The organism is Gammaproteobacteria bacterium (assembly GCA_011682695.1).
Classification (GTDB): Bacteria; Actinomycetota; Acidimicrobiia; order Spongiisociales; family UBA4744; genus BMS3Bbin01.
Genome location: JAACED010000018.1, coordinates 36,623 through 60,526, shown reverse-complemented (window position 1 = coordinate 60,526; position 23,904 = coordinate 36,623). Strand labels below are relative to the sequence as shown.

At 64.9% G+C, this 23,904-nt stretch carries 25 protein-coding genes; 17 read left to right on the top strand and 8 right to left on the bottom strand.

What is annotated here, in order from left to right; all coding sequences use genetic code 11:
• A partial coding sequence (gene carA, locus GWP04_05550; protein ID NIA25016.1) for a glutamine-hydrolyzing carbamoyl-phosphate synthase small subunit occupies positions 1–1,146 on the bottom strand: 1,146 nt, incomplete at its 3' end.
• Between the two features lie 223 nt (positions 1,147–1,369).
• Between carA and kynU the strand changes: the two genes are divergently transcribed.
• Positions 1,370–2,656 carry a kynureninase gene (kynU, locus tag GWP04_05545; GenBank protein ID NIA25015.1) on the top strand — a complete coding sequence of 429 codons (1,287 nt, stop codon included), beginning with the start codon at positions 1,370–1,372 and terminating at the stop codon, positions 2,654–2,656.
• Positions 2,657–2,735: 79 nt separating this feature from the next.
• Here kynU and GWP04_05540 read toward each other — a convergent pair whose 3' ends face one another.
• The gene (locus tag GWP04_05540) at positions 2,736–3,125 is read right to left on the bottom strand and encodes a nitroreductase family deazaflavin-dependent oxidoreductase (GenBank protein NIA25014.1); all 390 of its coding nucleotides are present in this window, start codon (positions 3,123–3,125) and stop codon (positions 2,736–2,738) included.
• 277 nt (positions 3,126–3,402) lie between these two features.
• Between GWP04_05540 and GWP04_05535 the strand changes: the two genes are divergently transcribed.
• Positions 3,403–4,185, top strand: a complete 783-nt coding sequence (locus tag GWP04_05535; GenBank protein NIA25013.1) for an NERD domain-containing protein — start codon at positions 3,403–3,405, stop codon at positions 4,183–4,185.
• Positions 4,186–4,398: 213 nt separating this feature from the next.
• Here the strand turns inward: GWP04_05535 and xylB are convergent, their stop codons facing one another.
• Complete coding sequence (gene xylB, locus GWP04_05530) at positions 4,399–5,838, bottom strand: xylulokinase (GenBank protein ID NIA25012.1); 1,440 nt, start codon at positions 5,836–5,838, stop codon at positions 4,399–4,401.
• 129 nt (positions 5,839–5,967) lie between these two features.
• On the opposite strand from xylB, the gene GWP04_05525 reads away from it, so the two are divergent.
• The 7 genes from GWP04_05525 to GWP04_05495 all read left to right on the top strand — a co-directional run bounded on the left by GWP04_05525 (position 5,968) and on the right by GWP04_05495 (position 13,170).
• Positions 5,968–7,131 (top strand): xylose isomerase, encoded by a 1,164-nt coding sequence (locus tag GWP04_05525; protein ID NIA25011.1) that lies wholly within the window; start codon positions 5,968–5,970, stop codon positions 7,129–7,131.
• 333 nt (positions 7,132–7,464) lie between these two features.
• Positions 7,465–8,640 (top strand): substrate-binding domain-containing protein, encoded by a 1,176-nt coding sequence (locus GWP04_05520; GenBank protein ID NIA25010.1) that lies wholly within the window; start codon positions 7,465–7,467, stop codon positions 8,638–8,640.
• 91 nt (positions 8,641–8,731) lie between these two features.
• Positions 8,732–9,499: an ATP-binding cassette domain-containing protein gene (locus tag GWP04_05515; protein ID NIA25009.1), complete on the top strand. Its 768-nt coding sequence runs from the start codon at positions 8,732–8,734 to the stop codon at positions 9,497–9,499.
• Entirely contained in the window at positions 9,496–10,746 is a 1,251-nt protein-coding gene (locus GWP04_05510; protein ID NIA25008.1) for an ABC transporter permease, read from the top strand. Before GWP04_05515 ends, GWP04_05510 begins: the two co-directional genes overlap by 4 nt.
• Before the next feature lie 118 nt (positions 10,747–10,864).
• Positions 10,865–11,587, top strand: coding sequence for an SDR family NAD(P)-dependent oxidoreductase (locus tag GWP04_05505; GenBank protein ID NIA25007.1), 723 nt, complete (start codon positions 10,865–10,867; stop codon positions 11,585–11,587).
• A gap of 28 nt (positions 11,588–11,615) precedes the next feature.
• Positions 11,616–12,758, top strand: coding sequence for a Gfo/Idh/MocA family oxidoreductase (locus GWP04_05500; protein ID NIA25006.1), 1,143 nt, complete (start codon positions 11,616–11,618; stop codon positions 12,756–12,758).
• Positions 12,759–12,765: 7 nt separating this feature from the next.
• Positions 12,766–13,170, top strand: coding sequence for a heme-binding protein (locus GWP04_05495; protein NIA25005.1), 405 nt, complete (start codon positions 12,766–12,768; stop codon positions 13,168–13,170).
• A 107-nt stretch (positions 13,171–13,277) separates the two neighbouring features.
• On the opposite strand, the gene GWP04_05490 is transcribed toward GWP04_05495, so the two are convergent.
• The 3 genes from GWP04_05490 to GWP04_05480 all read right to left on the bottom strand — a co-directional run bounded on the left by GWP04_05490 (position 13,278) and on the right by GWP04_05480 (position 15,487).
• Positions 13,278–13,961 carry a hypothetical protein gene (locus GWP04_05490; protein ID NIA25004.1) on the bottom strand — a complete coding sequence of 228 codons (684 nt, stop codon included), beginning with the start codon at positions 13,959–13,961 and terminating at the stop codon, positions 13,278–13,280.
• A 126-nt stretch (positions 13,962–14,087) separates the two neighbouring features.
• Positions 14,088–14,531 (bottom strand): thioesterase family protein, encoded by a 444-nt coding sequence (locus GWP04_05485; protein ID NIA25003.1) that lies wholly within the window; start codon positions 14,529–14,531, stop codon positions 14,088–14,090.
• 161 nt (positions 14,532–14,692) lie between these two features.
• On the bottom strand, positions 14,693–15,487 hold the full coding sequence (locus GWP04_05480) for an HAD-IB family hydrolase (protein NIA25002.1): 795 nt from the start codon (positions 15,485–15,487) through the stop codon (positions 14,693–14,695).
• A 155-nt stretch (positions 15,488–15,642) separates the two neighbouring features.
• On the opposite strand from GWP04_05480, the gene GWP04_05475 reads away from it, so the two are divergent.
• From GWP04_05475 to GWP04_05440, 8 genes are all read left to right on the top strand, one after another.
• Positions 15,643–16,191, top strand: a complete 549-nt coding sequence (locus tag GWP04_05475; GenBank protein ID NIA25001.1) for a hypothetical protein — start codon at positions 15,643–15,645, stop codon at positions 16,189–16,191.
• A complete protein-coding gene (locus GWP04_05470; protein NIA25000.1) occupies positions 16,182–17,243 on the top strand; it encodes a CpaF family protein in 1,062 nt (353 codons plus the stop codon). Before GWP04_05475 ends, GWP04_05470 begins: the two co-directional genes overlap by 10 nt.
• Entirely contained in the window at positions 17,237–17,902 is a 666-nt protein-coding gene (locus GWP04_05465) for a hypothetical protein (GenBank protein NIA24999.1), read from the top strand. The genes GWP04_05470 and GWP04_05465 overlap by 7 nt, the downstream gene beginning before the upstream one ends.
• Positions 17,899–18,426: a hypothetical protein gene (locus GWP04_05460; protein NIA24998.1), complete on the top strand. Its 528-nt coding sequence runs from the start codon at positions 17,899–17,901 to the stop codon at positions 18,424–18,426. Before GWP04_05465 ends, GWP04_05460 begins: the two co-directional genes overlap by 4 nt.
• 51 nt (positions 18,427–18,477) lie before the next feature.
• Positions 18,478–18,660 (top strand): hypothetical protein, encoded by a 183-nt coding sequence (locus GWP04_05455; protein ID NIA24997.1) that lies wholly within the window; start codon positions 18,478–18,480, stop codon positions 18,658–18,660.
• The gene (locus tag GWP04_05450) at positions 18,657–19,013 is read left to right on the top strand and encodes a pilus assembly protein (protein ID NIA24996.1); all 357 of its coding nucleotides are present in this window, start codon (positions 18,657–18,659) and stop codon (positions 19,011–19,013) included. Before GWP04_05455 ends, GWP04_05450 begins: the two co-directional genes overlap by 4 nt.
• The gene (locus tag GWP04_05445) at positions 19,003–19,371 is read left to right on the top strand and encodes a hypothetical protein (GenBank protein NIA24995.1); all 369 of its coding nucleotides are present in this window, start codon (positions 19,003–19,005) and stop codon (positions 19,369–19,371) included. The genes GWP04_05450 and GWP04_05445 overlap by 11 nt, the downstream gene beginning before the upstream one ends.
• Positions 19,372–19,496: 125 nt before the next feature.
• Positions 19,497–20,036: a DUF2087 domain-containing protein gene (locus tag GWP04_05440; GenBank protein ID NIA24994.1), complete on the top strand. Its 540-nt coding sequence runs from the start codon at positions 19,497–19,499 to the stop codon at positions 20,034–20,036.
• A 323-nt stretch (positions 20,037–20,359) separates the two neighbouring features.
• On the opposite strand, the gene GWP04_05435 is transcribed toward GWP04_05440, so the two are convergent.
• Both GWP04_05435 and GWP04_05430 read right to left on the bottom strand, forming a co-directional pair.
• On the bottom strand, positions 20,360–22,657 hold the full coding sequence (locus GWP04_05435; GenBank protein ID NIA24993.1) for a DEAD/DEAH box helicase: 2,298 nt from the start codon (positions 22,655–22,657) through the stop codon (positions 20,360–20,362).
• Positions 22,654–23,853, bottom strand: a complete 1,200-nt coding sequence (locus tag GWP04_05430; GenBank protein NIA24992.1) for a hypothetical protein — start codon at positions 23,851–23,853, stop codon at positions 22,654–22,656. Before GWP04_05430 ends, GWP04_05435 begins: the two co-directional genes overlap by 4 nt.
• Positions 23,854–23,904: the final 51 nt, after the last annotated feature.

Sequence of the window (23,904 nt, the reverse complement as noted above, 5' to 3'; positions counted from 1 at the left end):
CACTCCCAGCATCGAGACGAAATCGTCGAAGAGATGCTGCGCATCGTTGGGGCCCGGGGCGGCTTCGGGGTGGTACTGCACCGAGAACGCGGCGATGTCCCGGCACGCTAGACCTTCGAGGGTTCCATCATTCAGGTTCTGGTGAGTCGCCACAATCGACCCGAAGGGGGACTGGACGACCGGCGGAAGGAGGTGAGGGCCGGGAAGACCTTCGCAGGTCGGTGGATCCTCGTCGGTGAGTGACCAGAGGTCGACGGCGAACCCATGGTTCTGGGCGGTGATCTCAACTCGTCCGTCGTCGAGAAGGCGCACCGGATGGTTACCCCCGTGGTGACCGAACGGCAGCTTGTACGTCGTCGCTCCGAGTGCAAGCCCGAGCACCTGGTGGCCGAGGCAGATGCCGAACACCGGGGTCTTGCCGAGGAGGCCGCGCACCGTTTCGGTCGTTGCGACAAGTGGCTCCGGATCGCCGGGACCATTGGAGAGGAACACCCCTGAGGGACGCAACGCGAGCACATCCGCGGCCGGCGTCGTGGCGGGCACGACGTGAACTTCGAGTCCCCGGCCCGCCAGCGACGTGAGGATGTCCCTCTTGATGCCGAGGTCGATCGCGACCACCCGGCCGATCGGATCGCCGGCGGGGTCGATCCGGTACGGCTCGGCGGTCGTGACATCGTTGCAGAGGTTCCGGTGAGCCATCGACGGCGCTTCTCGCGCCGCCTGCACGAGGTCGCCGATCGAAACGTCGGTGCCGATCGCCGCCGGCATGGCGCCGCGGTCCCGGACGTGTCGGGCCAGCCGCCTCGTGTCGACATCGGTGAGGGAGACGACCCCCCGGCTCCGGAGCCACTCACGAAACGAGCCGGTCGACCTCCAATTCGAGTCTCTGCGAGCCATCGACCGCGTCACCAGCCCTGTGCAGTAGGGGCGGGGTGCCTGGTCGTCCTCCGGGCTGACACCGTAGTTGCCGATGTGAGGTGACGTCATCGCGACGATCTGACCGGCGTATGACGGATCGGTTGTGATCTCCTGATACCCGGTCATCGCGGTGTTGAACACGATCTCACCGGTGGCGATCCCGTCGGCGCCCACGGCGATGCCAGAAAAAACTGTGCCGTCGGCGAGCACAAGTGCGCCGGCGGTCATCGGAGAATCTCGAACATGGTGCCCATCCTTTCCGGCCTCACTGGACCGGACTTAAAGACTGGTTGCGTCGAGTATAGGGATCGCGATCATCGATTCCACACCACGGTGCCGTCGGGCACCGGCAGGGGCCCCGGGGCTGCGAACTGATCCCCAGTGACTCTCGCCTCGCCGCCGGTTGCCGTTCGGATCCTGGTGTCCCCCCTTGCGGATCGGGTCGGTGGGAATGCCCATACGCTCACCCGAGGTCGACCGGACACCGTCCGGGGGAGCTGCCAGACTGGCGCCCGTGACCACACGATCCGACTGCATGGCACTCGACGCCGCCGACCCGCTGGCCTGCATCCGCGATCGCTTCACCTTGCCGGAGGGAGTGATCTACCTCGACGGCAACTCGCTCGGCGCTCTGGCGAGGCACGTCCCGGAACGGATCCGGCAGGTCGTCGAAGACCAGTGGGGAAGCGACCTGATCCGTTCGTGGAACGCACACCATTGGATCGACCTGCCCTATGAGGTCGGTGATCGGATTGGACGCCTCATCGGTGCGGAGCCGGGCAGCGTGGTCGCCGTCGACTCGACATCGATCAACGTGTACAAGGCGGTCGCCGCGGCGAGACGCCTGCGTGCCGATCGTCGGGTGATCCTCACCGACGACACGAACTTCCCCACCGACGTCTACGTGATGGGCAGCCTCGCCGAGCAGACCGACGCCGAAGTGACGATCGTCGCTTCCGACGAGGTGATCGACACCATCGACGACACGGTCGCCGTCGTGGCACTCACCCAGGTCGACTACCGGACCGGTCGCCGTTACGACATGGCGCAAGTGACGGCTGCGGCCCATAGGGCCGGAGCGATGGCCGTGTGGGATCTCGCCCATTCGGCCGGAGCGTTCCCCGTCGATGTGGCCGGCGACGGCGCCGACTTGGCCGTCGGCTGCGGGTACAAGTACCTCAACGGAGGGCCCGGCGCACCTGCGTTCATCTATGTTGCGCCACGCAACCAGGCAGCGTTCCGCAATCCGATCAGCGGCTGGTTCGGTCACGCCGCACCGTTCGAGTTCTCCCTCGAGTTCACGCCGGCGGACGGGATCGCCCGGGCACGAGTCGGCACGCCGCACGTGCTCTCGCTCGTCGGACTCGATGCCGCCCTCGACGTTTTCGACGACGTGGATCTCGGGGACGTCCGTCACAAGTCGCTGGCATTGACAGGCCTGTTCATGGACCTGGTCGGCGAGCGATTGGAGGGGTTCGAGATCGTCACCCCACGGGAGGCGGTGCGGCGTGGAAGCCAGGTGAGCCTGCGTCACGAACACGCATTCCCGATCGTGCAGGCACTCATCGACCGGGGCGTGATCGGTGATTTCCGTGCTCCCGACATCGCCCGGTTCGGCATGGCGCCGCTCTATCTGCGCCACGTCGATATCTGGGAGGCCGTCGAGGTGCTGGCCGATGTCATGCGGTCCCGAGCGTGGCGGCACCCCAAGTATGCACGGCAGTCGGCTGTGACCTGAACCTCCCCCTTCTTTCCGGTTCTCGTGACGGTTGAGTCGGAGAGTTCCGCCGAAGCGTCACGAGAACCCAGAGGAGGGGTCAGTCGCTCTCTTCGATTCGGAGGCGGAGGAAGTCCTCGACTTCGAGCCTCGCCAAAACCAGGTGGAATAGCGTCGGCATGGCCCGCAGACCCTCGCCGGTGGGGAGGAACTGCGGGTCGCTCATCTCCATGATCCGACCGCGGGTCTCGAAATGGCAACCGCCTGCGGCGACGACGTTTTTCACCCAGTCGGTGTCCCGTCCGTAGGTGAGGGGGATGACGAATTCGCCGTGATGGGCGATGGCGGTGACCGGCGTCGTGTATTGGCGTCCTGATTTCCGGCCAACGTGGTGCACGACACCGAGGAGAGGCATCACCTTGGCGATTGGTCCGACCACCTTGTTCGTGACATGACGGTTGAACTTCGCGAGGGACTTCGGAAGTAGCACGATGCGAGCTTACTTATCGCGGAGTTTCTAAGGAGACGAGCGTGGCGGAACGTCCGTTGCTCCGGCGCAGAAACATGATGATCGACAGAAGGGCAAAGGTGACATCTTCACTGCCGGGAACCCCTCACACCCCGAACCCAAGAGGAGGTCGCCGAATGGCGAGAGGAAGGTCGGCATGGCGACCAAGCCGACCTTCCATTCGTCCTGCCGAGCGTCGACAGAGTTGCAGCAACGATCTTCGTTCAAGAATGTGAGGGGAACTGCCGATGGTCGATCGATGGCAACTCGAACCCTGAAGCTCCGCTACCCGGGCACGTGCAGCATCTGTCGGCAGTCACTCGAGAAAGACAGCGAGGCGCAGTGGGATTCGGCGACCCGCGAGGTCACATGTCTCGACTGCGTGGGCTGGACACTGCCCCCAGATCCGTTCGCGCTGCCGGTGTCGGAGCACGGGCCCGGCACCTCCGCGCAGGCGGAGCACGACCGGCGCCGGGAGAAGCGGGTAGCAAAGATCCACGCCGCGCATCCCAAACTGGTCGGCCTGCTCGTGGCCGTCGCCGGCGAGCCTCAATCCGAGGCGGCATGGGCCAAGGGGGCTTCAGGCGAGCGTCGAATCGGCACATTCCTCGACTCGATCGAAGGTGTGTGGACCCTGCACGATCGGAGGGTGAGGGGTTCGAAAGCAAACATCGATCACCTGGTCGTTGCGGCATCAGGCGTGTGGGTTGTTGACGCGAAGAACTACAAAGGAAAACTGGAGCGCCGCGGTGCCGCCAAGTTCACCGTCAACGGCCGAGATCGGACGAAGCTCGTCCCACCGGTCCTCAAGTACATGAGGCAGGTGCAAGAGATCGTCGGCGAGGATGTTCCGGTGCGGGGAGCACTGTGCTTCCTTGGCGTCGATGTTGGAATTCTCACTCGGCCGTTTGTGATCGAAAACGTCGAGGTGTTGTGGCCACGAGCCCTCAAACGGGCTCTCGGGCAGGAAGGTCCGATTGACCGTCCTCGCCGGTCCGAACTGGCAGGACTGCTCGACCGGTCCCTCGTGTTGGCGACTTGAACATTCCCGATCGGGATTCAAGCCGCCGAGACGGGCGGCTTTCGGCGTCTTGACGTCGGACCGGCACCGCTCTCACCCTGAACCCAGGGTTCGTACGTACCCTGGGGGTACCCCTGAGCCCAGGGTTCGGAGAGACCCCCTCCGTCGGTGCCGCTCCCTGGAAAACCGGTGGAGCGGGGATCCGTAGGGATGAGTCCGGTCTCGACTGCGACGTCACAGCCCTCGAGTGTTGAGTTCGAGGGCGAGCGAGCGAACGCTGCGGATGCGGTCGATTGTCTCCTCGTTACGCGTCGTCGCGGGTAGGACAATCCCCTTTCGCGTATTCCAGCGTCTCGCGACGGTATCGGAAGACTCTGCGGTGAGCATCGACGCCGCTTGCGCCGCGGCGCCCAGTGCCACCAGCTCCTGTGCCTCCGGTATCTGGACAGATCGGCCGCTCAGAGATCGTATGACGTTGCGCCATGTGGCCCCCTTGGCGCCGCCACCGATGACGACGAGCGGCGCATCGGCGCCGACCCCGGAGGATCGATCGTCGATCTCGTCGAGAGCGTCGAGCAACGAGAAAACGGCGCCCTGATAGGCGGCCAGCAGAATCTCCGACGGGTTGGTCGTATGACGAAGGCCGAAGATCGATCCCGCCGAGTTGGGCAGGTTCGGGGTCCGCTCTCCATCGAAGAACGGGAGGACGACGACGTCCGTGCGCGGTGCGACGGCTTCGCGATCAAGCTCCAGCCAGCCGGCGATCCGATCGATTACCAGGGTGCAGTTCAGCGTTGCGGCGAGAGGCAGGAAGCGTCCCGTGGCGTCGGCGAATCCGGCAACGGTGCCCGAAGGGTCCACCGTTCGAGACTCAGATGCGAGATAGACCGTTCCGGAAGTACCGAGACTGATGACCGGCACACCTGATTCCAGACCCAAGGCCGCTGCGGCCGCCGCGTTGTCACCAGCACCTGGACCGACAGGTATGCCGGCGCGCAGACCGAGGCGTTCGGCGGCAACACGTGTGACTTCACCGGCCCGGTCGTGCGGTCCGAGCACCGTTGGCAGCATGTCCGGGGTGAGTTGCAGGGCCGGCATGCTCAGGACTTCATGGGAGTACGTCTCGGTCTTGGTCGACCACCAAGCGGTTCCCGAAGCGTCGCTTCGGTCGGTCACACCACGTCCGGTCAGCCGTTCCGTCAGGAAGTCATGGGGGAGTCGGATGGCTCGCGTGGCCGCTGCGACGTTCGGCTCTACTCGTCGAAGCCACGCCCATTTCGTTGCGGTGAAGGAGGCAACCGGCACGACCCCGACCTGCTCGGCCCACCAACGGGCACCGCCGGCATGTTCGATGAGATCAGAGGCGTCAGGAGCAGACTGGGTGTCGTTCCAGAGTTTCGCAGCTCGCAGCGGGCTGCGGTTGCCGTCGAGGACGACCAACCCATGTTGTTGGCCTGCCACCGAGATCGCCGTTACCTCGGAAGCCAGACCCGTCTGGGCAAGCGCATTCTGGAGGGCGGCCCACCAGATCTCCGGATCGGTTTCTCGTGCCCCATCGGTCCCCGCAACGGTGTGCTCTGAGCGCCCGGCCGCTACAACGTGTCCTGTCTCGCTGTCGACGAGCAGCGCCTTCGTGGACTGGGTCGAGCAGTCGATTCCGGCGACCAATGGCATAATGGTGCTCCTTTCGGACGAATCGTAGACATGTGACGTTCGACCGGTCTTGCCCGTGCCGGGTCGACACGCAGAGTGAGCGGACAAGAGCGTAGGCTGGCAACCACCCGCATCGAGAAGGAAGAGTGGATGAGTAACTACACCCCCCGTCCCGAGCACAAGTTCACCTTTGGTCTGTGGACAGTAGGCAATACCGGCCGGGATCCGTTCGGTGAGGCAACCAGACCCCCACTCGATCCGGTCGACTCCGTTCACCGCCTGGCAGACCTGGGCGCGTACGGGGTAAGCCTCCACGACAACGATCTCGTTCCTTTCGGTGCCACGCCTGCGGAGCAAGAAGCGGCCGTCAAGCGATTCCGGAAGGCGCTTGACGAGACCGGCATGAAGGTCACGATGTCGACGACGAACCTCTTCGGCCATCCGGCCTTCAAAGACGGCGCCTTCACCTCCAACGATCGAGGCGTTCGACGGTTCGCGATCGCCAAGACGATGCGGGCCATCGACCTTGGCGCGGAACTCGGTGCCGGGATTCACGTGTTCTGGGGCGGCCGCGAAGGTTCGGAGTCGATGGCGGCCAAGCCTGCCGACACGGCACTCGACCGCTACCGGGAAGCCATGAACTTCTTTGCCGACTATGTGATCGACAACGGCTACCGGACTCGCTTTGCGATCGAACCGAAGCCCAATGAGCCGCGCGGCGACATGTTCTTGCCGACCGTCGGGCACGCGCTCGCCTTCATCGAGACGCTCGACCATCCCGAGATGGTCGGTGTCAACCCGGAAGTGGCTCACGAGACGATGGCCGGTTTGAGTTTCTACCACGCGGTCGCGCAGGCCATCTGGGCGGGCAAGCTGTTCCACATCGACCTCAACGCGCAGAAAATCGGCCGATTTGACCAGGACCTTCGCTTTGGCTCCGAGGGCATCAAGGACACGTTCTTCGTCGTCAAGCTGCTCGAAGAAACGAACTACGACGGCCCGAAGCACTTCGACGCACACGCGTATCGCGGCGAGGATAGTGACGGAGTCTGGGAGTTCGCTGCCGGCTGCATGAGGACCTACCTGATGCTCGCCGAGAAGGCCGGCCGCTTCACCGAAGACCCGGAGATTCAGGCTGCGCTCGCAGCCGCGAGCGTGCCGGAACTCGGTGAGGAGACGGTCGGTGGATACTCGCGAGCATCTGCCGACGCACTGCTCGCCGAGACGTTTGACCCTGATGCACTCGCTCGGCGCGGGTACCACAACGAGCGGCTCGACCAGCTCGTCATGGAACTCATCATGGGGATGCGCTGAGAGCAACCTGTCATAGAAGAGTGGCTCTGGTCATCCATGAGGCGTGGTTGTCTCACGTGGTGCGGTCGATGAGTCCGGAGAAAGTGCTGTCACCGGTCCCCTGAAGATGCCCTTTATCTGGGTCGGATGCGTGCTTCAACGGCGCGCATCGTCGCAGACGAGAAGGGCTTTTCCACAGGCGGGTGAGGCGCTGCCCGACACCACGTGAGCGCTCGGGGCTAGTATCGCTGGGTTGGAATCCGGTGACGTTTCTGCATGAACTGGACGGACCGGAACCAACCTTCGAAATAGACGGGTGTTATGACTCGTCAAAACAGGAAGGAAACAAAAAACATGGGACGATTCAGAGGGAAGCGATGGATACTCATCATCGCTGTTCTAGCGATGGTTGCTGCTGCGTGCAGTAGCGGCTCGAGTGGCACGACGACGGCGGCCACCACGGCCACCACGGCAGCGGCCGACACGGCCACCACGGCCGCCCCGGCCACCACGGCGGCCGCGGTCGAAGAAGGCAGCATTTGGGTGCTGCTCCCTGACAGCGCTTCGTCATCCCGTTGGGAGACGGACGATCGCCGCTTCTTTGAGGCAGCGTTCGACGCAGCAGGTGTCGAGTACAAGATCGTCAACGCAGAGGGCGACCCGGCCCAGCAGCAGCAACAGGCCGAGCAGGCCATCGCTGCCGGTGCCAAGGTGATCCTGCTGGTGAATCTCGACTCGGGATCCGGTGCGGCGATCATCGCTCAGGCTCGTGAGGCCGACGTGGCGATCATCGACTACGACCGTCTGACGATCGAAGGTCCCGGCGCGGATGTGTATGTCAGCTTCGACAATGTCAGGGTCGGCGCGACGATGGCGGAGATTCTCGAACCTGCCATTGATGCCCTCGGTCTCGACAAGCCGCGGGTGGTCATGCTCAACGGTGCACCGACGGATAACAACGCGACGTTGTTCCGTCAGGGCTACTACGAGACGGCCGTGAAGCCGCGTGTCGACGCAGGCGACTGGGAGCTCGTTGCTGATCAGGCAGTGCCGAACTGGGACAACCAGGAAGCACTGAATATCTTCGAGCAGATCCTCGTCGCGGCCAGTAACGGTGTCGACGCGGTCTTCGCCGCCAACGATGGTCTGGCCAACTCGGTCATCACGGCTCTCAAGTCCGCAGGGATCGGCCCGTTGCCGGTCAGCGGTCAGGATGCCACGGCCGCCGGTCTTCAGAACATCCTTTCCGGATGGCAGACGATGACGGTGTACAAGCCGATCAAGGCCGAGGCCGAAGCCGCTGCAGGCGCGGCACTTGCGCTGCTGAGAGGCGAACCACTGGACGGCGTCACAGGCGATTTCGCTCTGACGACGATCAACAACGGCACGAACGATCTTCCGTTCATGGCGTTGACGCCGATTGGCGTGACCAAGGACAACATCAAAGAGACGGTCATCGCAGACGGCTTCCGTACCTGGGACGAGATCTGCCTTGGTGAGTTCGAGCAGTTCTGCCCGGCAGACCGTTAATCGAATCGACGAGACATAGTGATGAGGCCTCGACGGTGCGCCTACTACGCTCCCCGTCGAGGTCTTGTCGCGAAAGGAGCTGCTCGAGATCATGGCTGAGACGCCCATCTTGGAGTGCAGAGGAGTCTCCAAGTCCTTCGGTGCCGTTCAGGCCCTGTACAAGGTGGACTTCGAGGTCCGTGCCGGCGAAGTTATGGCCCTCGTGGGCGATAACGGTGCCGGCAAATCCACGCTGATCAAAGGTATCGCAGGGATCTTCCCCTTCGACGAGGGCGAGGTCCGTTTCGAAGGCGAGAATGTCGACATCACGGGTCCCCGGGACGCGGCTGCGCTCGGAATCGAAGTCGTGTATCAGGATCTCGCCCTGGCCGACAACCTCGACGTCGTCGCCAACATGTTCCTGGGCAGAGAGCGGGTTCAGAACAGGCTCATACTCGACGAAGCCAACATGGAGCGCGCCGCACGGGAGACGCTCGACAGCCTCTCGGTCACCTCTCTCCGTACGGTCCGCCAGGCAGTTGTAGGGTTGTCTGGTGGCCAGCGGCAGGCGGTGGCGGTCGCCAAGGCGGTGATGTGGAACTCCAAGGCCGTGATCCTCGACGAGCCGACGGCTGCACTCGGGGTTGCCCAGACTCGGCAGGTCCTCGACCTGGTGCGCAGGCTCGCTGATCGTGGCCTCGGCGTTGTGCTGATCTCGCACAACCTTCATGACGTTTTCGAGGCAGCCGATCGGATCACCGTGCTTCGTCTCGGTCAGCAAGTCGGGGTTCACGAAAGATCCAAGGCGACGCAGGAAGATGTCGTCTTTGACATCACTGCGGGAACCGTGAGCCAAGTGCCCGGGATGGAGGTCTCATGAGTGCCGGCAACCCCACGCCGGCTGCCGCCGGGGGCGCTGCTGAGGCGGCTCCAAGAACCTTTGCACGATACATGGCGTCGTGGTGGTCCAGGGTGCGCAACGGCGAGTTGGGATCCCTGCCGATCATCCTGGGTCTTGGTGTGATCGTCGGCATCTTCGGGAGCCTCGACGGTACGTTCTTCGCTGCGCGGAACTTCACCAATCTTCTTCTTCAGATGGCCGGTATCGCGGTGATCGCCATTGGCGTGGTGTTCATTCTGCTCATCGCCGAGATCGACCTGGCGGTCTCCTATGTGAGTGCCGTCGGCGGTGTCGTGATGACGATGCTGCTCCGGCCCGACGATCCGGGCTGGCCATGGTGGCTCGCCATCGGTGTGGCGCTCACCGCCACGACGCTCATCGGCGCGATTCACGCACTGATCGTGACGAAAGCCGGCGTGCCGTCATTCGTCGTGACGCTGGCCGGGAACCTCGCCTGGTTCGGTGTCGTTCTCACGCTGACCACCACATATTCCACGGCGGGCACGATCCTGATCGAGGATCCGGTTGCGGTCGGGATCGCCGGTAGCTTCCTCAGCCATTTCTGGGGGTGGATCGTGGCGGCAGTCGCGATCGTCGGGTACCTGTACCTCGAGCTGTCCAAGGCGAGGGCGCGTCAGCGTCGCGGTCTTTCTCGGAAGCCGCTGGCGGTGATCGCGCTGCAAGTCTGTGCAATGGCGGCCGTCAGTCTTGGGGCTGTGTACTACGCCAACCAGGATCGCGGCATGCCGATGGCGACGCTCATCCTGTTGGTCGCTCTGGTGTTCTGGACGTTCATCGCGAACCGCACCCGCTTCGGACGGCACATCTACGCCGTCGGTGGCAACCCGGAGGCGGCTCGACGGGCCGGTATCAACGTCGACAGGGTTCGGATCGCGGTCTTCATGATTGGTGGGCTCATGGCCGGCATGGGCGGCATCATCCTCGCATCACGACTCCGCTCCGTGGCTACGAATACGGGCGGCGGGAGCTTGCTGCTTCAAGTGATCGCCGCAGCCGTCATCGGCGGCACGAGCCTGTTCGGTGGGAAGGGACGGGTCGTCGACGCTCTGCTCGGCGCAGCGGTGATCGTGTCGGTGAACAATGGGATGAACCTGCTCGGGCTCGCTGCCGGAACGAAGTTCGTGATCACCGGCCTCGTCCTGCTCGCTGCCGTGCTGGTCGACGCACTGTCCAAGAAAGGTCGTGCTTCTCGCGGTGTCGCCTGATGTCCCGGACGGCGGGACAGTGCCGACATCTCCGGGAGTTCGATACCGCTCATGGATCGAGCGCGCACAGCAGCTGCAACTGAAGAGACCGGGTCGGGATCGACAACATGGAGGCATCATGAACGACATCACCGGTACGGTCGTCGCGATCACAGGAGCGACGTCAGGCGTCGGCGCCGCTGCGGCGAGAACTCTGGTCGCTGAAGGCGCACGCGTCGCGATCGGCGCCAGACGCCGTGAGCGACTCGATGCCCTCGTCGCCGAGCTCGGGGAGGCGAACGCAGTCGCCGTCGAGATGGACGTGCGTGATCCTGAGGCTGCTCGCCGACTCGTCGCCGCGGCTGTCGAGAAATTCGGGCGTCTCGATGCCCTGGTCGCGGGTGCCGGAATCGGAGCGTATGGCGGGATCATGGATCTGGGCGACGAGCAGCTCCAGGAGATGATGGACACGAACGTCGCAGGGACCGTGTGGCCGATTCGCGCAGCGGTCCCTGCGCTCCTCGAGGCGGGGGGCGGCGACATCGTCATCGTCTCCTCCGTCGCAGGGCTGCGCGGCGCCGGGGACGAAGCGGTGTACGCCGCAACGAAGTTCGCTCAGGTGGGTCTCGCCGGAGGCCTCGACAGAGAGCTGCGCGCAAAGGGCATCAGGGTGAGCACCATCTGCCCCGGAGGTATCGCAACCGAGTTTGCGATGGGCGCCGGACGTACCCCGGACATGCCTGGCCTGGCCGAGATGCTGCGCGCCGAGGATGTCGCAGAGGCCATCGTGACGGTGTTGCGTCAGCCAAAAACCATGCGGACGCTGGTGTGGTCGATGCGCAGTGTCCACGAGGACGACTGATCCGGTATCTGCAGATAGGCTCTGAGGCATGACGACTCTTCAGATAGCGCTGTTCGGATCCAAGTTCATGGGAGCGATCCATTCGAACGCGTGGCTTCAGGCGCCACGGTTCTTCGACCTTCGTCTCGCACCCGTTCTTCAGACCGTCGCTGCACGAGACGCCGGGTATCTCGAGACGTTCGCGCGTCGCTGGGGCTGGCAGCAGTGGACGACCGACTGGCAGATGGCCGTCGAGGATGCCGGCATCGACCTCGTCGATGTCGCGACGCCAAATCGTCTCCACGCAGAACAGGCCATCGCCGCGTTGGAGGCCGGGAAGCATGTCGCGTGCGAGAAGCCGCTCGCCGGCACACTCGATCACGCGAGAGCGATGGCGGCAGCAGCGAGGAAAGCTCCAGGGAAGACGTTCGTCTGGTACAACTACCGCCGGGTCCCGGCGGTCGCACTCGCCCGGCAGATCGTCGCTGAAGGCCGTCTCGGCCGGATCTACCACGTGCGTGCCGCATACCTGCAGAGTTGGGGCGGGCCCGACACACCATTGCTGTGGCGGTTCCAGAGCAAGGAGGCGGGTTCAGGCGCACACGGAGATTTGAACGCGCACATCATCGACATGGCTCGGTTCATCACCGGTGACGAGATCACGGAGGTGAGCGGCTCGATCGAAGAGCGGTTCATCAAACGGCGCACGCGCCTGGACGATCCCGAGAAGCTCGGTCGGAGCACCGTGGACGACGCCGTCCTCTTCCTCGCCCGATTCCGGGGTGGCGCCATCGGTTCGTTTGAAGCCACACGTCTCGCGACCGGCATCAAGAACTCGAACAGGATCGAGATTCACGGCGAGAACGGCGCTTTGCGTTTCGATTTCGAGCGGATGAACGAACTGCGGTTCTTCGATGCGACCGAACCTGCCCGTCTCCAGGGATGGCGCACGATCCTCACCACCCACGCCGACCACCCGTACGCTGGGAACTTCTGGCCGGATGGACACTGGCTCGGCTACGAGCACACGTTCGTCAACGAGGCCGCCGACATTGCGCTGGCCCTTTCCGGTGCGAAGCCCGTGGTCCCGCTGCCGGACTTCGCCGACGCCTACGTAACCCAGCGTGTCATGGAGGCCGCCATCGAGTCGGCTCGTCATCACACACCCGTGAAACTCTCCGAGATCAAGTGAGGTGCCCGTGAATCAGATTCAGGAGTTGTCGCACACCGATGCCGCCAGGATCGTGGATGCGATTCGGGAACGGCTCGAGGTCAAATCGGCTGGAGCCGCCGTGGCCGTCGTCGACCGGCACGGCGAGCTGATGGCGTTCCTTCGTACCGACGGGTGCAACCTGTCGTCGATCACGATCGCGATGAACAAGGCGTTCACGGCCGCTCGTGAGCAGACCGAGACCGAGGCGTTGGGGGAGCGGTCTCGCGAGGAAGGGTTCCCGATGACCAACTTCGGGGATCCGCGCTACGTGTCCTGGGGCGGCGGGGTTCCTGTCGTCGTCGGGGGGCTCGTCGTCGGGGCCGTCGGGGTGAGCGGGCTGCCCGAAGGCGAAGACGTGGCGCTGGCGCAAATGGGTGCCGCGCTGGCCTGACTCTGTCGCCGCGGATGTCGGTCACGGCTCGACCGACCCTCCTCATTCCTGCGAACCCAGGGCTCGTAGGTACCCTCAGGGTACCCCTGAGCCCAGGGTTCGGCGTTCTAGCGGGTTCGGAGGTCCTCCGGCAGGTGCTCCCTGTCGTTGAAGCTGCGGAGCGAGAAGACGTGCCCACCGGCGAGACGGATCGCCCGGAGGCGTGCGACCGAGGCGTGGTAGAGGATGAACCGTTCCCATTCCCACGGGGTCGGTTCTGCGCCGAGGAGGAATCCGAGCGCAACCGCGTTCGTGCCCCCGTGCGCCACGATCACCACCCTTCCGGGCTCACCGGAGAAGCGCCAGAGGTGCCGGTGCGCCGGATCGGGCAGCACCCCCCGCTCGTCGAGAATTCCGAGCATCGCGCTCGTGATCCGCTCGTGGAAGTCGCGGAAGCTCTCCCCACCTTCCATACCGTTCCACCACTCCTCGGGGGAGCGGTCACGACCCTCGGTGAAGATACGTTGCACGGTCGCCTCGAGCATTCCGGACCAGTCCGGCATGCGGATTTCGACCAGGTCGGGGATCGTCACCGGTTCGACGCCGGTCAACGTCGCGAGGGGCTCCGCAGTCTCCTGGGATCGGAGGGCAGGCGAGACGAGGATCTCGCGAACCGGTCGCTTGTCGGCGGTGAGCCGTTTCGCGGTGAGGAACGCCTGGTGTTTGCCACGCTCCGTCAGGTGGGGGTCGATTTGAGACACGCCGTCAACGGCCCATCTCGGTTCGCCGTGTCGAATGAAAACCAATTCCATCGGAGGGAGGTTAGGTCCAAGTCGGTGTTTCGCCGTGCCAACACCGGCTCGAGATCGCCGTATCTGCGAACCCTGGGCTCGTAGGTGCCGTAGAGGTGCCAACGAGCCCAGGGTTCGGGAGTTCTCTCAGCCGATCAGGTAGGTTCCCGTTCCGACGGCGATGAGGTCACCGGAGTCGTTACGCAACTCCATTCGGGTGACGGCCACCTTGTTCCCCGCTCTGAGTGTGTACGCGACGGCCTCGAACCTCGCTCCCACTCCTGGCCGCAGGTAGTCGACACGCAGATCGATCGTGCCGAGATGGGCGAAGCGCTCGGCCATGGTCGATGTGTCGTTGCCGACCGCTGTGGTGATCGCGGACATCCCGCCGGCCACGTCGAGGGTGGCCGAGATGACTCCACCGTGGAGGCTGCCACGGGCGAAATTCCCCACGAGATCGTCCCGCATCTCGAACGAGAGCGTCGTGCGGCTTGGGTCCAGGTCACCGAGCTGAAGGCCGAGCACCCGGTTGAACGGGATTTGGGCTTCGACGGCTCTCGTCAAGTTGGAGAGTTCGTTGGAATCGTTCATGGGTCCGATTGTATGCACTGCCGGAGCCGCCTCGATCCAGGAGAAGCAACAGGAGAGGAAACCGGCTTCGAACCGCCGCGCCCGGATACGGTTCTCGTGCAGGAGAGTCGTCTGGTTCACAGATCCCGACGACAGCGTCATCGGCGTCGGTTTCGGGCAGTTCAGCCGACCCGCCGACGTGTCCGAAGCGCCCAGAACAGTGCGGCGCTGCCCACCGCTCCGGCCAGCGCCGCGCCCGACACGACAGGCGTGGGACGGGCCAGGGATGCCAAACGTGTGCGGATCGTCACCGGTCGCTCGAAGCGCAGGACCTCCCATGCCCGCTCCTCTGCGACCTTGGCGAGTTCCTTGTCCGGGTTGACCGCCACGGGATGCCCGACCGCTTCCAGCATCGGAATGTCGGTGTGCGAATCCGAGTAGGCGAAGGAGTCCTCGAGTGAGATGCCTTCGCGTTCGGCGAACTCCTCGATCGCTTCCACTTTGCCCTGCCCGTAGGCGTAGAACTCGATCTCGCCCGTGTACCGGCCGTCGTCATCGACCGCAGCCCTGGTCGCGATGATCCGATCGACACGGAGATGGGAGGCAAGCGGCTCCACGATCTCCTCTGCACTCGATGAGACGATCACGACCAGTCTGCCGGCCTGAAGGTGCTCGTCGATGATTGCGAGCGCTTCGGCGAACACGAGTGGCGCCACGACTTCGTCGACCGTCTCTCTGGCGACGTTTCGTAGTTGCTGTTGATCCCATCCTTTGATGATCGCCATCATCTCTCCCCGGGCCCGCTCCATCTGGTCATGGTCGGCTCCGAACATGCGGTACGAGATCTGCGCAAGCCCTGCCTTGAGGAGGGCACGACGATTCAGCAGGCCGGCCTTGTAGAGGGGGCGGCCGAAGGCGAGGGTCGACGACTTGGCGATGATCGTCTTGTCGAGGTCGAAGAAGGCGGCTGCAGTCACGGGGTGATTCTACGCGCCGATGGGGGATCGTCGGTTCTTGGCACGGCCCGCTTGCGGTCCGGAATCCACCATTCATGCCACATTCACGGCCCCGTGACAAGGGGTTGTTCCCGCCCGTGCCGGCGCATACGTTGCCCAACGAGAGAAGGAGCGATGTGCCGGTTCTGTGTGTCCGAACAGAGCGAGATGGCCTGCTGTCGGCGATTGCGCCGATCGGTCTCGCCGCAGCGGTCGAGACTGCACTCGTCGTCGACCTCGACCCGGAAGGTCCCGGCTATCGGGGTGAGACATCGCTTGCCCGTCTCGTCGCAGACGGTCCGACGCGCCGGGATCTGCATCCATCGAGAGGAGGCGTCGCCGTCCTGCGCAACGGCGGGATCGCCTATCAGGACGCAGAGCAGATCTTGGATGCGCTGAGTGAAGGCTGGCCGCACCTGGTGCTGCGGCTTCCGACGCGGGGCCTGTCCGTTCGATACGCGCCCGTCGTCCCGATAGTTCCGCTCCTGCCCGGGGCGCTCGCGGTCGCGCAGAAGAGCCCCGCCGTGTTCCAACGAGCCGGATTTCGACTGAAGCCACCCGCGCCGGGCCCTGTGCTTCCCCGGCCGTCGCAGCGTACGGTCGGCGGGTTGCTGCGCGGCCAGATCGATTCGCACAGCCGTTGGATCCGCGCGTGGCGCGGCGTTTGGGAACTGCCATGGATGTGAGGCAGCGGATCATGGGCCGTCTGCTCGCTTCCGACGTTCCGCTGGAGCGCACGGCCGTGACCAGGGCCGCCACGGCGATACTCAAAGACGAGGCGCCGCTCGCCCCGCCGGGCAGCGCCCTGCAGATCGCCGACGCGCTCGTCGGACTGGGTCCGCTCGAGGCGCTCCTGCGCGACCCTGCGGTCTCCGACGTCCTCGTGAACGGTCCCGAGGACATCTGGGTCGAACGGTCCGGCGGACTGTCGCGCGCCGACGTTGCGTTCGCCGACGATGAGGAGATCATCGCCGCTGTGGAACGGGTGATCGGTCCGCTCGGGTTGCGAATCGATCGGGCGTCACCGATGGTCGACGCACGTCTCCCCGACGGCAGCCGCCTCCACGCGGTGGTTCCCCCTGCCGCGGTGGATGGCCCGATTCTCGCCGTTCGACGATTCACAGCAGCCGTCCCCGATCTCGACGCGCTCATCGCTGCCGGCTCCATTCGCAGGGAAGCCTCCGAGCTGCTTCAGGCTGCGGTCGGGAATCGAGAGTCGATTGTCATCTCCGGTGGCACCGGGACCGGCAAGACGACGCTGTTGAACATCCTGTCGACCGAGATTGCGGGATCCGAACGGATCGTAACGGTCGAAGACGCCGCCGAGTTGAGGCTGACCGGCCATGTCGTCCGTCTCGAGGCGAGACCAGCGAACGCAGAGGGAGCAGGCGAGGTGCCGCTTCGTGAGCTCGTTCGCTCCGCTCTGCGTCTCAGACCGGATCGGATCATCCTCGGTGAGGTCAGGGGGCCTGAGGCGCTCGACATGATCGCCGCCATGAACACCGGGCATCGCGGCTCGATGTCGACGGTACATGCCAACAGTCCTGAAGAGGCGATGTGGCGTCTGGAGACACTTGCGCTCTCCGGCTCCCGGCGGGTCTCCGAGGTCACCGTTCGGCGGCAGCTCTTCGCGGCGATCGACTATGTCGTCCAGGTCGAGCGTCACGCCGGTGGGCGTCGTGTCGCCGTGATCGTGAAGGTTGCAGGAGAAGCGCTTCATCAGGTTTACGCATGCTGACGGCCACCGGTCTCGCCTGGGGGTACGCGTCGGGCGTTCCGCTTGTGGTACTCGCGCTTGCCGGCCTGGCGGTGTACAAGCCGGGCTTCGCGCTGGGAGTGATCGCCGGCCTGGTGCTGTTCGGTCGCTATCAGGCGAAATCCGAAGAGTGCGAGGGAGCGTTCCTGCAGGCCGTTGCCGCAGAGCTGCGAGCAGGCGCAGGTTTGAGACTCGCGCTTGCCGACGCGTCGGAGCGTGTCCCGTCAAGATCGCTCGCTTCGGTAGCCAGGCTGGCACGGGCCGGCCGTCCTCTCGATGAACTCGCCGACGCGTTGGCCGGCGGTCTCGAACGACACGGTGCGCTCACGGCGGCGGCGGTACGCATCGCCGGCACGACCGGAGGCCGGGTTGCGGACACGTTCGACGAACTGGCGCTCCTGGCAGCCGAGGACATGTACTTGGAGGGAGAACGGCGCGCCGCGACGGCTCAGGCCCGAATCTCCGCGTGGATCGTGGGAGGTCTGCCGGTTGCATATCTCGCGTACTCCGCAGGCAGTGGCCGTCTTTCGGTGCTGTGGAACGCGGGGACGATCGGTGCGGTGGTCCTCGGTGTCGGCGGCCTGTTGCTGTTGAGCGGCGTGGGGGGCATCGTGCTCATGGTCCGGAGGGCGGACCGATGATGCTGCCGGCGCTCGTCGCCGCCGTCGCCGTCGCCCTCGCCGGGACGGTCTCGTTGCCTCCTTTCAGGGTTCCTCTCCGGCGCCGTCGGGACGCCGTCGATGTTGGAGCGACGGCCAGGATGCTGTTGATCGGGCTCAGTGCCGGTCTGTCGCTCGCTTCGGTGATGGAGGTCGCAGCCGACGAGCTGGGCCCGGAACCGGCCGCCGAGTTGCGGGCGGTACTGCGTCGGTCTCGCGTCGTGGGACTCGCGACGGCGCTGGCGACGGCGGACGGGTTCTCCCGGCGCCTGTTCCACCGCCTCGCTCGCGCACACATGACCGGGGCGCCAACCATCGGAACGATCGCCGCGTTCATCGAAGAGCATCGCACGGTCCAACGCGCCGAGGTGCTCGAGAGGCTCCGGCGCCTTCCGGTCACGTTGACGGTTCCGTTGGCACTGCTCATCCTTCCCGGATTCGTCCTGCTCACGCTCGGCCCCACGGTCGCCAACATCGTCCAGCAGCTCGTTGGAGGGCTGCTGTGAGTTCGTTTCCCCCCGCGTCGGCCGGAAGCCGGCATCGAGAAAGGAGCATGGATGCTCTGGTTGTGGAAGTGGTGTGTGCTGCGAGAAGAAGGGCAAGGGACCGTCGAGTACGTGCTCGTGATCCTCGCCGCTGCGGCGATCGCGCTGTCGTTGATCCAGTGGGCAAGTCACACGAGCTTGCTCCCCGGCTTGTTCGGAACCGTGTTGAAGAAAGTCATCGGCCTGGCGAAATGAGCGAGAACGGATCGGCGGCGGTCGAGTTCGCACTCGTGCTGCCGGTCGTTCTGCTGGTTCTGCTGGCAGTGACACAGGTCGCAGTCGTTGCACGTACCCAGCTCGAGTTGGCGAATGCCGCACGGGAAGGGGCCAGGCGCGCCGCGACCGCTCCCGATCCTGCCGAGGCCGTCGACGCCGTCCGGCGTGCGCTCGATCCCGATGTCGCGGCCCGCGTGCACGTCCAGGTGCGACGTCCCCACGTTGTGGGACGGCCCGCAGAGGTCACGGTCACACTGCCCGTGCGGCTTGCCGGGCTCGCCGGCATGACGGTGCGTCTGCGATCGAGCGCGGTGATGCGCGTTGAACGATGAGGCGGGTGCGGTCACGGTTGCACTGGCCGGCGTCGTCTTTGCCGTCCTGGTCCTGGGAGTCGTGATCGGAGGAACCGGGCAGGTGCTCGCTGCCCGGTTCCAGGCGGCAACGGCGGCGGACGCCGCTGCGCTCGCCGCGGCCCCGGCGACGTTCGGAGCGAATCCGTACGAGGAGGCGGCTCGATTCGCAGAAGCGAACGGTGCTCATCTCGTATCCTGCGAGTGCCGCCCGGATCGCTCGTGGGCTCCGAGAACCGTCGAGACCGTGACGGAGATCACGGTGGACGTTCTCGGGCTCGGGCCTCGACGAATCAGAGCAAAGGGGCGAGCCGAGTACGTGCCGTTGGCGGTGCCCTGAGCGTTTCGACATGCAGGGGCATCGCAACCGGTCGTCGGCTCGTTGCCCACTCCGTCGACCGGTGCGCCGCGTTGCAGAGAGGGTGCGAAGGCCTCGGTTGAGCCCGATGTCGGTAGCCTGTCCCCATGGCAAGCGCAGACGATTTCCTTCGAGCCGCACTGGACCCTGTGCGGTTGGCGATCCTGGGACAGGCGATTCTCGGCCGGGTCGAGATCGACGATCTGGTCGCGGCGCTGGGCATCGACCGGGTGCAGGTGATCAAGGCGATCGGGCGACTTCGAGGCGTCGGGCTTCTCGAAGCCGACCTTTCGATTCTTCCCGAGACGCTTCGGTCCATCGCGGCGCAACTCGAGCACGAGGCCGAACCGGCACCTGAGATCATTGCCGGACCGTGGACGGCGAAAGAGACACAGGTCCTCTCCCACTTCTTCACGGGAACACGACTCAAGAGCATCCCTGCGCAGCGGCCGAAGCGAAGGATCGTGCTCGACCGTCTTGCACAGGAATTCGAAATCGGGGTCCGATATCCGGAAGTCGAGGTGAACTTCATCCTCGGTATCCACTACTCCGACTACGCGACACTGCGCCGGTACCTCGTCGACGAGGGCTTCATGGCCCGCCGAGAAGGGGTGTATTGGAGGGTCGGCGGCCGCACGGAACGGTAGAAGCCCGCCGAGTACCGCAGGGCATGTGCCTCGACGATGGTGCATCGCCTATCGAAGTACCTTGTACTTTGTACCGCTCGCGAAGCGAGCCTACGACAGGGGACCTCTCAGTCCTCGCGCATTTCGGGCCAGGAGGTGCGCGGGTCGGGTGCGTCGGGATCGATGCCGTATCTGTCGATTGCGTCTTGTGACCTTTCGAAGCCGATAGCAGCAGCCGCTACGTCCGCCCCGCGGTCTTGCATCAATGCCGCATCGCGGTACGAAGTACGAAATACGAAATACGAAGTACGTGCGTGAGCAAGCGAAACGAGCCCGGGGTCCGGTCAGCGACCGCCGGAGAGCATGGCTCGCAGGAGGCGGACTGCGCCCTGCTTGGAGAGCGGTTCGTTGTAGTTCCCGCATTTCGGCGACTGGATGCAGGAAGGACAGCCGGTCTCGCACGGGCATGAGTCGATCGCCTCGAGGGTCGAGCGCAGATGTCGCTCCCCGGTGGCGAAGGCGACCGGTGAGATCCCTGCGCCGCCCTGGTACGCCTCGTGAATGAAGATCGTTGCGTTGGCCGTGGCGGGATGCATCGGCGTCGAAAGGCCGCCGAGATCCCAACGATCACATATCGCGAACAGGGGGAGCATCCCGATGGCGGCGTGCTCTGCCGCATGCAGACTGCCCGGGAGCTCGTTCGCGGCGACGTCGGCGGCGTCGACGACTTCGTCGGGGATGGTGAACCATACGGCGTCCGTTTCGAGCCGTACCGGCGGAAGGTCCAGCGGTTCGGTCGAGAGGATGTCTCCCGATCCGATCTTCTTTCGCCGGTACGCAACGACCCTGCTCTCTACGAGGACACGGCCGACCGAGTGGCGGATGGAACCGATACTCCTGTACTCCGTGACGTCGAGCACCTCGAGCAGTTTCTCTTCGTGAGGCTGCGTGTACCAGTCGACTTCTGCAGGAGTCACGTGCACTTCGTGGAGTTCGGTGTCGAGCGTGTCGACCAGGTAGCTGTCTCCCTGGTGGAGGTAGACGGCACCCGGATGGGCCTGCGAGAACACTCGCACCTCTTCGAGGGTGCCGAGCAGCTCACCGGACGTGACGTCGAGGATCTGGTACTGATGACCGCCCGAACTGCGGATGCTTACCCCGGGAGCGGGACGACGGCGGTGAGCCCAGAACAGGCGGCCGTTTCGCAACTTGAGGTCGCCTGCCTCGACGAGACGGGTCGCCGCCTCTTCCACATCGCTGCCGAGGAAGTCGCGGTCGGAAAGGTCGAGAGGCAGCTCGTACGCTGCACACGCCGTGTGCGCGTCGAGGATCGTCGGGTTATCCGGGTTGACCACGGCCGCCTCCGACGGCCGGGTGAACAGCTCTGCTGGGTGGGTCATGAAGTACTGGTCGAGGGCGTCCTCACCGCCGACGAGCACAGCGAGTGATCGGTCCTTGGATCGGCCGGCTCTTCCAGCCTGCTGCCAGAAGGAGGCGATCGTCCCCGGGAACGTCGTGATGATCGCTGCGTCGAGCCCGCCGACGTCGATGCCGAGTTCGAGCGCATTCGTTGCCGTCACCCCGATGAGATCTCCGGAGAACAATGCCGCCTCGACACGACGCCGGTCGGAAGCCAGGTAGCCACCCCGGTACGGTGCAATGCGCTCCGCCCGATCCGGATCGAGCCGGTCGGCCGTCCAGCGGTAGATCAGCTCCGTTGCCTTTCGACTGCGGGTGAACACGATCGTGTGCTTGTCCCGGCGGACCAGATCGACGAACAGATCGGTCGACTCCGACAGGGCAGAACGACGCCGATCATTGTCGCCCATCGGTGGATTCCACAGCGCGACGGTCTTCTCGCCGGACGGCGAATCGTCCCGGGAGATGACTTCGACGGGCAGCCCCGACAGCCGCTGTGCCAGTTCGCCGGGATTGCCGATCGTGGCCGATGCGAACACGAAGGTGGGATGCGATCCGTAGTGAGCTGCGATGCGCCGGAGCCTTCGCAGGATGTGGGCGACATGACTTCCGAAGATGCCCCGGAGGACGTGCAGCTCATCGACGACCACATAGCGGAGGCGCAGGAAGTAGTCGGCCCATGCTGCGTGGTTCGGAAGGATTCCGACGTGCAGCATGTCCGGGTTAGTCATCACGACGTTCGCACGGCGCCGAACCCATGTCCGGTCATCCGGCGCCGTATCACCGTCGTACGTGGCGGCGACCAGGCCGGGGATGCGCAGATCCTGGAAGCTTCGCAGCTGATCCTGGGCGAGAGCCTTCGTTGGAAACAGCAGCATTGCCGAGGTGCGGGGATTGTCGAGGATCGCCTCGACGATCGGCACCTGGTAGCCCAGCGATTTGCCGGATGCGGTCCCCGACACCATCACCGTGTTGATGCCGGCCCGGACGTTGGCGATCGCCCGTGCCTGGTGGCGGTAGAGGCGCTCGACGCCGCGTTCTGCGAGCCGCTCTTTCAGGGCATCCGCGACGGGTGGGTCGAGATCCTCGAAGAGGGCCTGGCGCGCCGGGATCGTCTCCAGATGGGCCGGTGCACCTTCGAAGTCGGGATGCTCCGCCCACGACCGGACGAGCTTCTCGAACGAGGCGTCATCGGGAGCGTTCTCGCCGTGGTTGGCGCTCACGGGCCTTCCAAGGTCCCGTCGGCAAGATCCTCGAACGTCGCCAGTGCGTCGTCGGTCAGTCGCACGACCGAAGAACCGTTCACCGTGTCGGGGACTCCGTCGACGACGATGTTGGGTACCTGGCCCAATTCGTAGACGGCCGCGCCCATCGTCAACAACGTTGCTGCGTCGAGGTCTGTCGCCGTGTGGTCCGTCAGGAGCTCGAGCAGACCCGGCAGGCGGCGGACACCGAGCAGATTCACGGCCCGGAGACCGGCCAGCATCACGAGGCCCTGATCGAGGCTCCTGGTGAAGTCGCCACCGCGGAGGTGGCGATTCCGGGAGAAGGCAAGAGCCGCGGCTCCGTCGAACACTTGCTCGCCCGGCTGGAAGAACGCTTGCGAGGCCCTGTCCGCCATCGCGAACGGTACATCGATGACAAGCCCGCCGAAGCTGTCCACGAGGCCGGTGAATCCCTGAAACCCGGTCAGGACGTAGCCATCGACCGGTAGGGAGGTCAGCTCGCGAGTGGTCGCGAGCAGCGTGTCGACACCGCGGCGCGAGAGGACGGACGTGAACTTGTCGGTGAGCCCGTCGGGTGTCGTGACGTAGGAATCGCGTGGGATGCCAACGACCGCTCCAGTCCCGGCCGAAGGAACCATTGCAACGATGTGCAAGCTGTCCGCTCTCGCTCGGAGCGGGTCCTCACCCGGCCGGGCGTCGGAACCGACGACGAGAAGGAGCTTCGGCTCACTCCCGTAGGAGGCCGGCATACCGAAGCGGGCCAGCTTCGCGCCGACGATCCTCCACGCCGGGTCGGCGACGGCCAGGATCACGTCGTCGCCCGCGGTGATCACTGCGATCGGTGTCTCGAAGATCTCGCCGATTCCGGCTGCGGCGCGAATCGTGAGCAGCCCCTCTCCGGAGTCCAAGTTCTCGATGAGCGCGTTCAGCCCGGGGGGAAGATCGAGGGGAGGCGACAACGAAGTGTGGGCGTCGATGTAGAGATCCTTGACGAGTCTGGCGAGGGGTTCCGGCACCCCGGTCAGGTAGAGCCTCACGGCGGGTGGCGGCTCAGTCGCCGTGGTGGTCGAAGCTGCCGTTGTGGGAACCACGGTCGTCGTCACGGCCGAGTGCGTCGTCGTCACGGCCGGAGTTGATGAACACGCGCCGAGGACGAGCACAGAAGTGACCAAGAAAACGATCGTGCGGAGCATCGATCGGGGATAGTACCGGCCACATTGGAGGCGAGCCGCCGTGTTCGTATA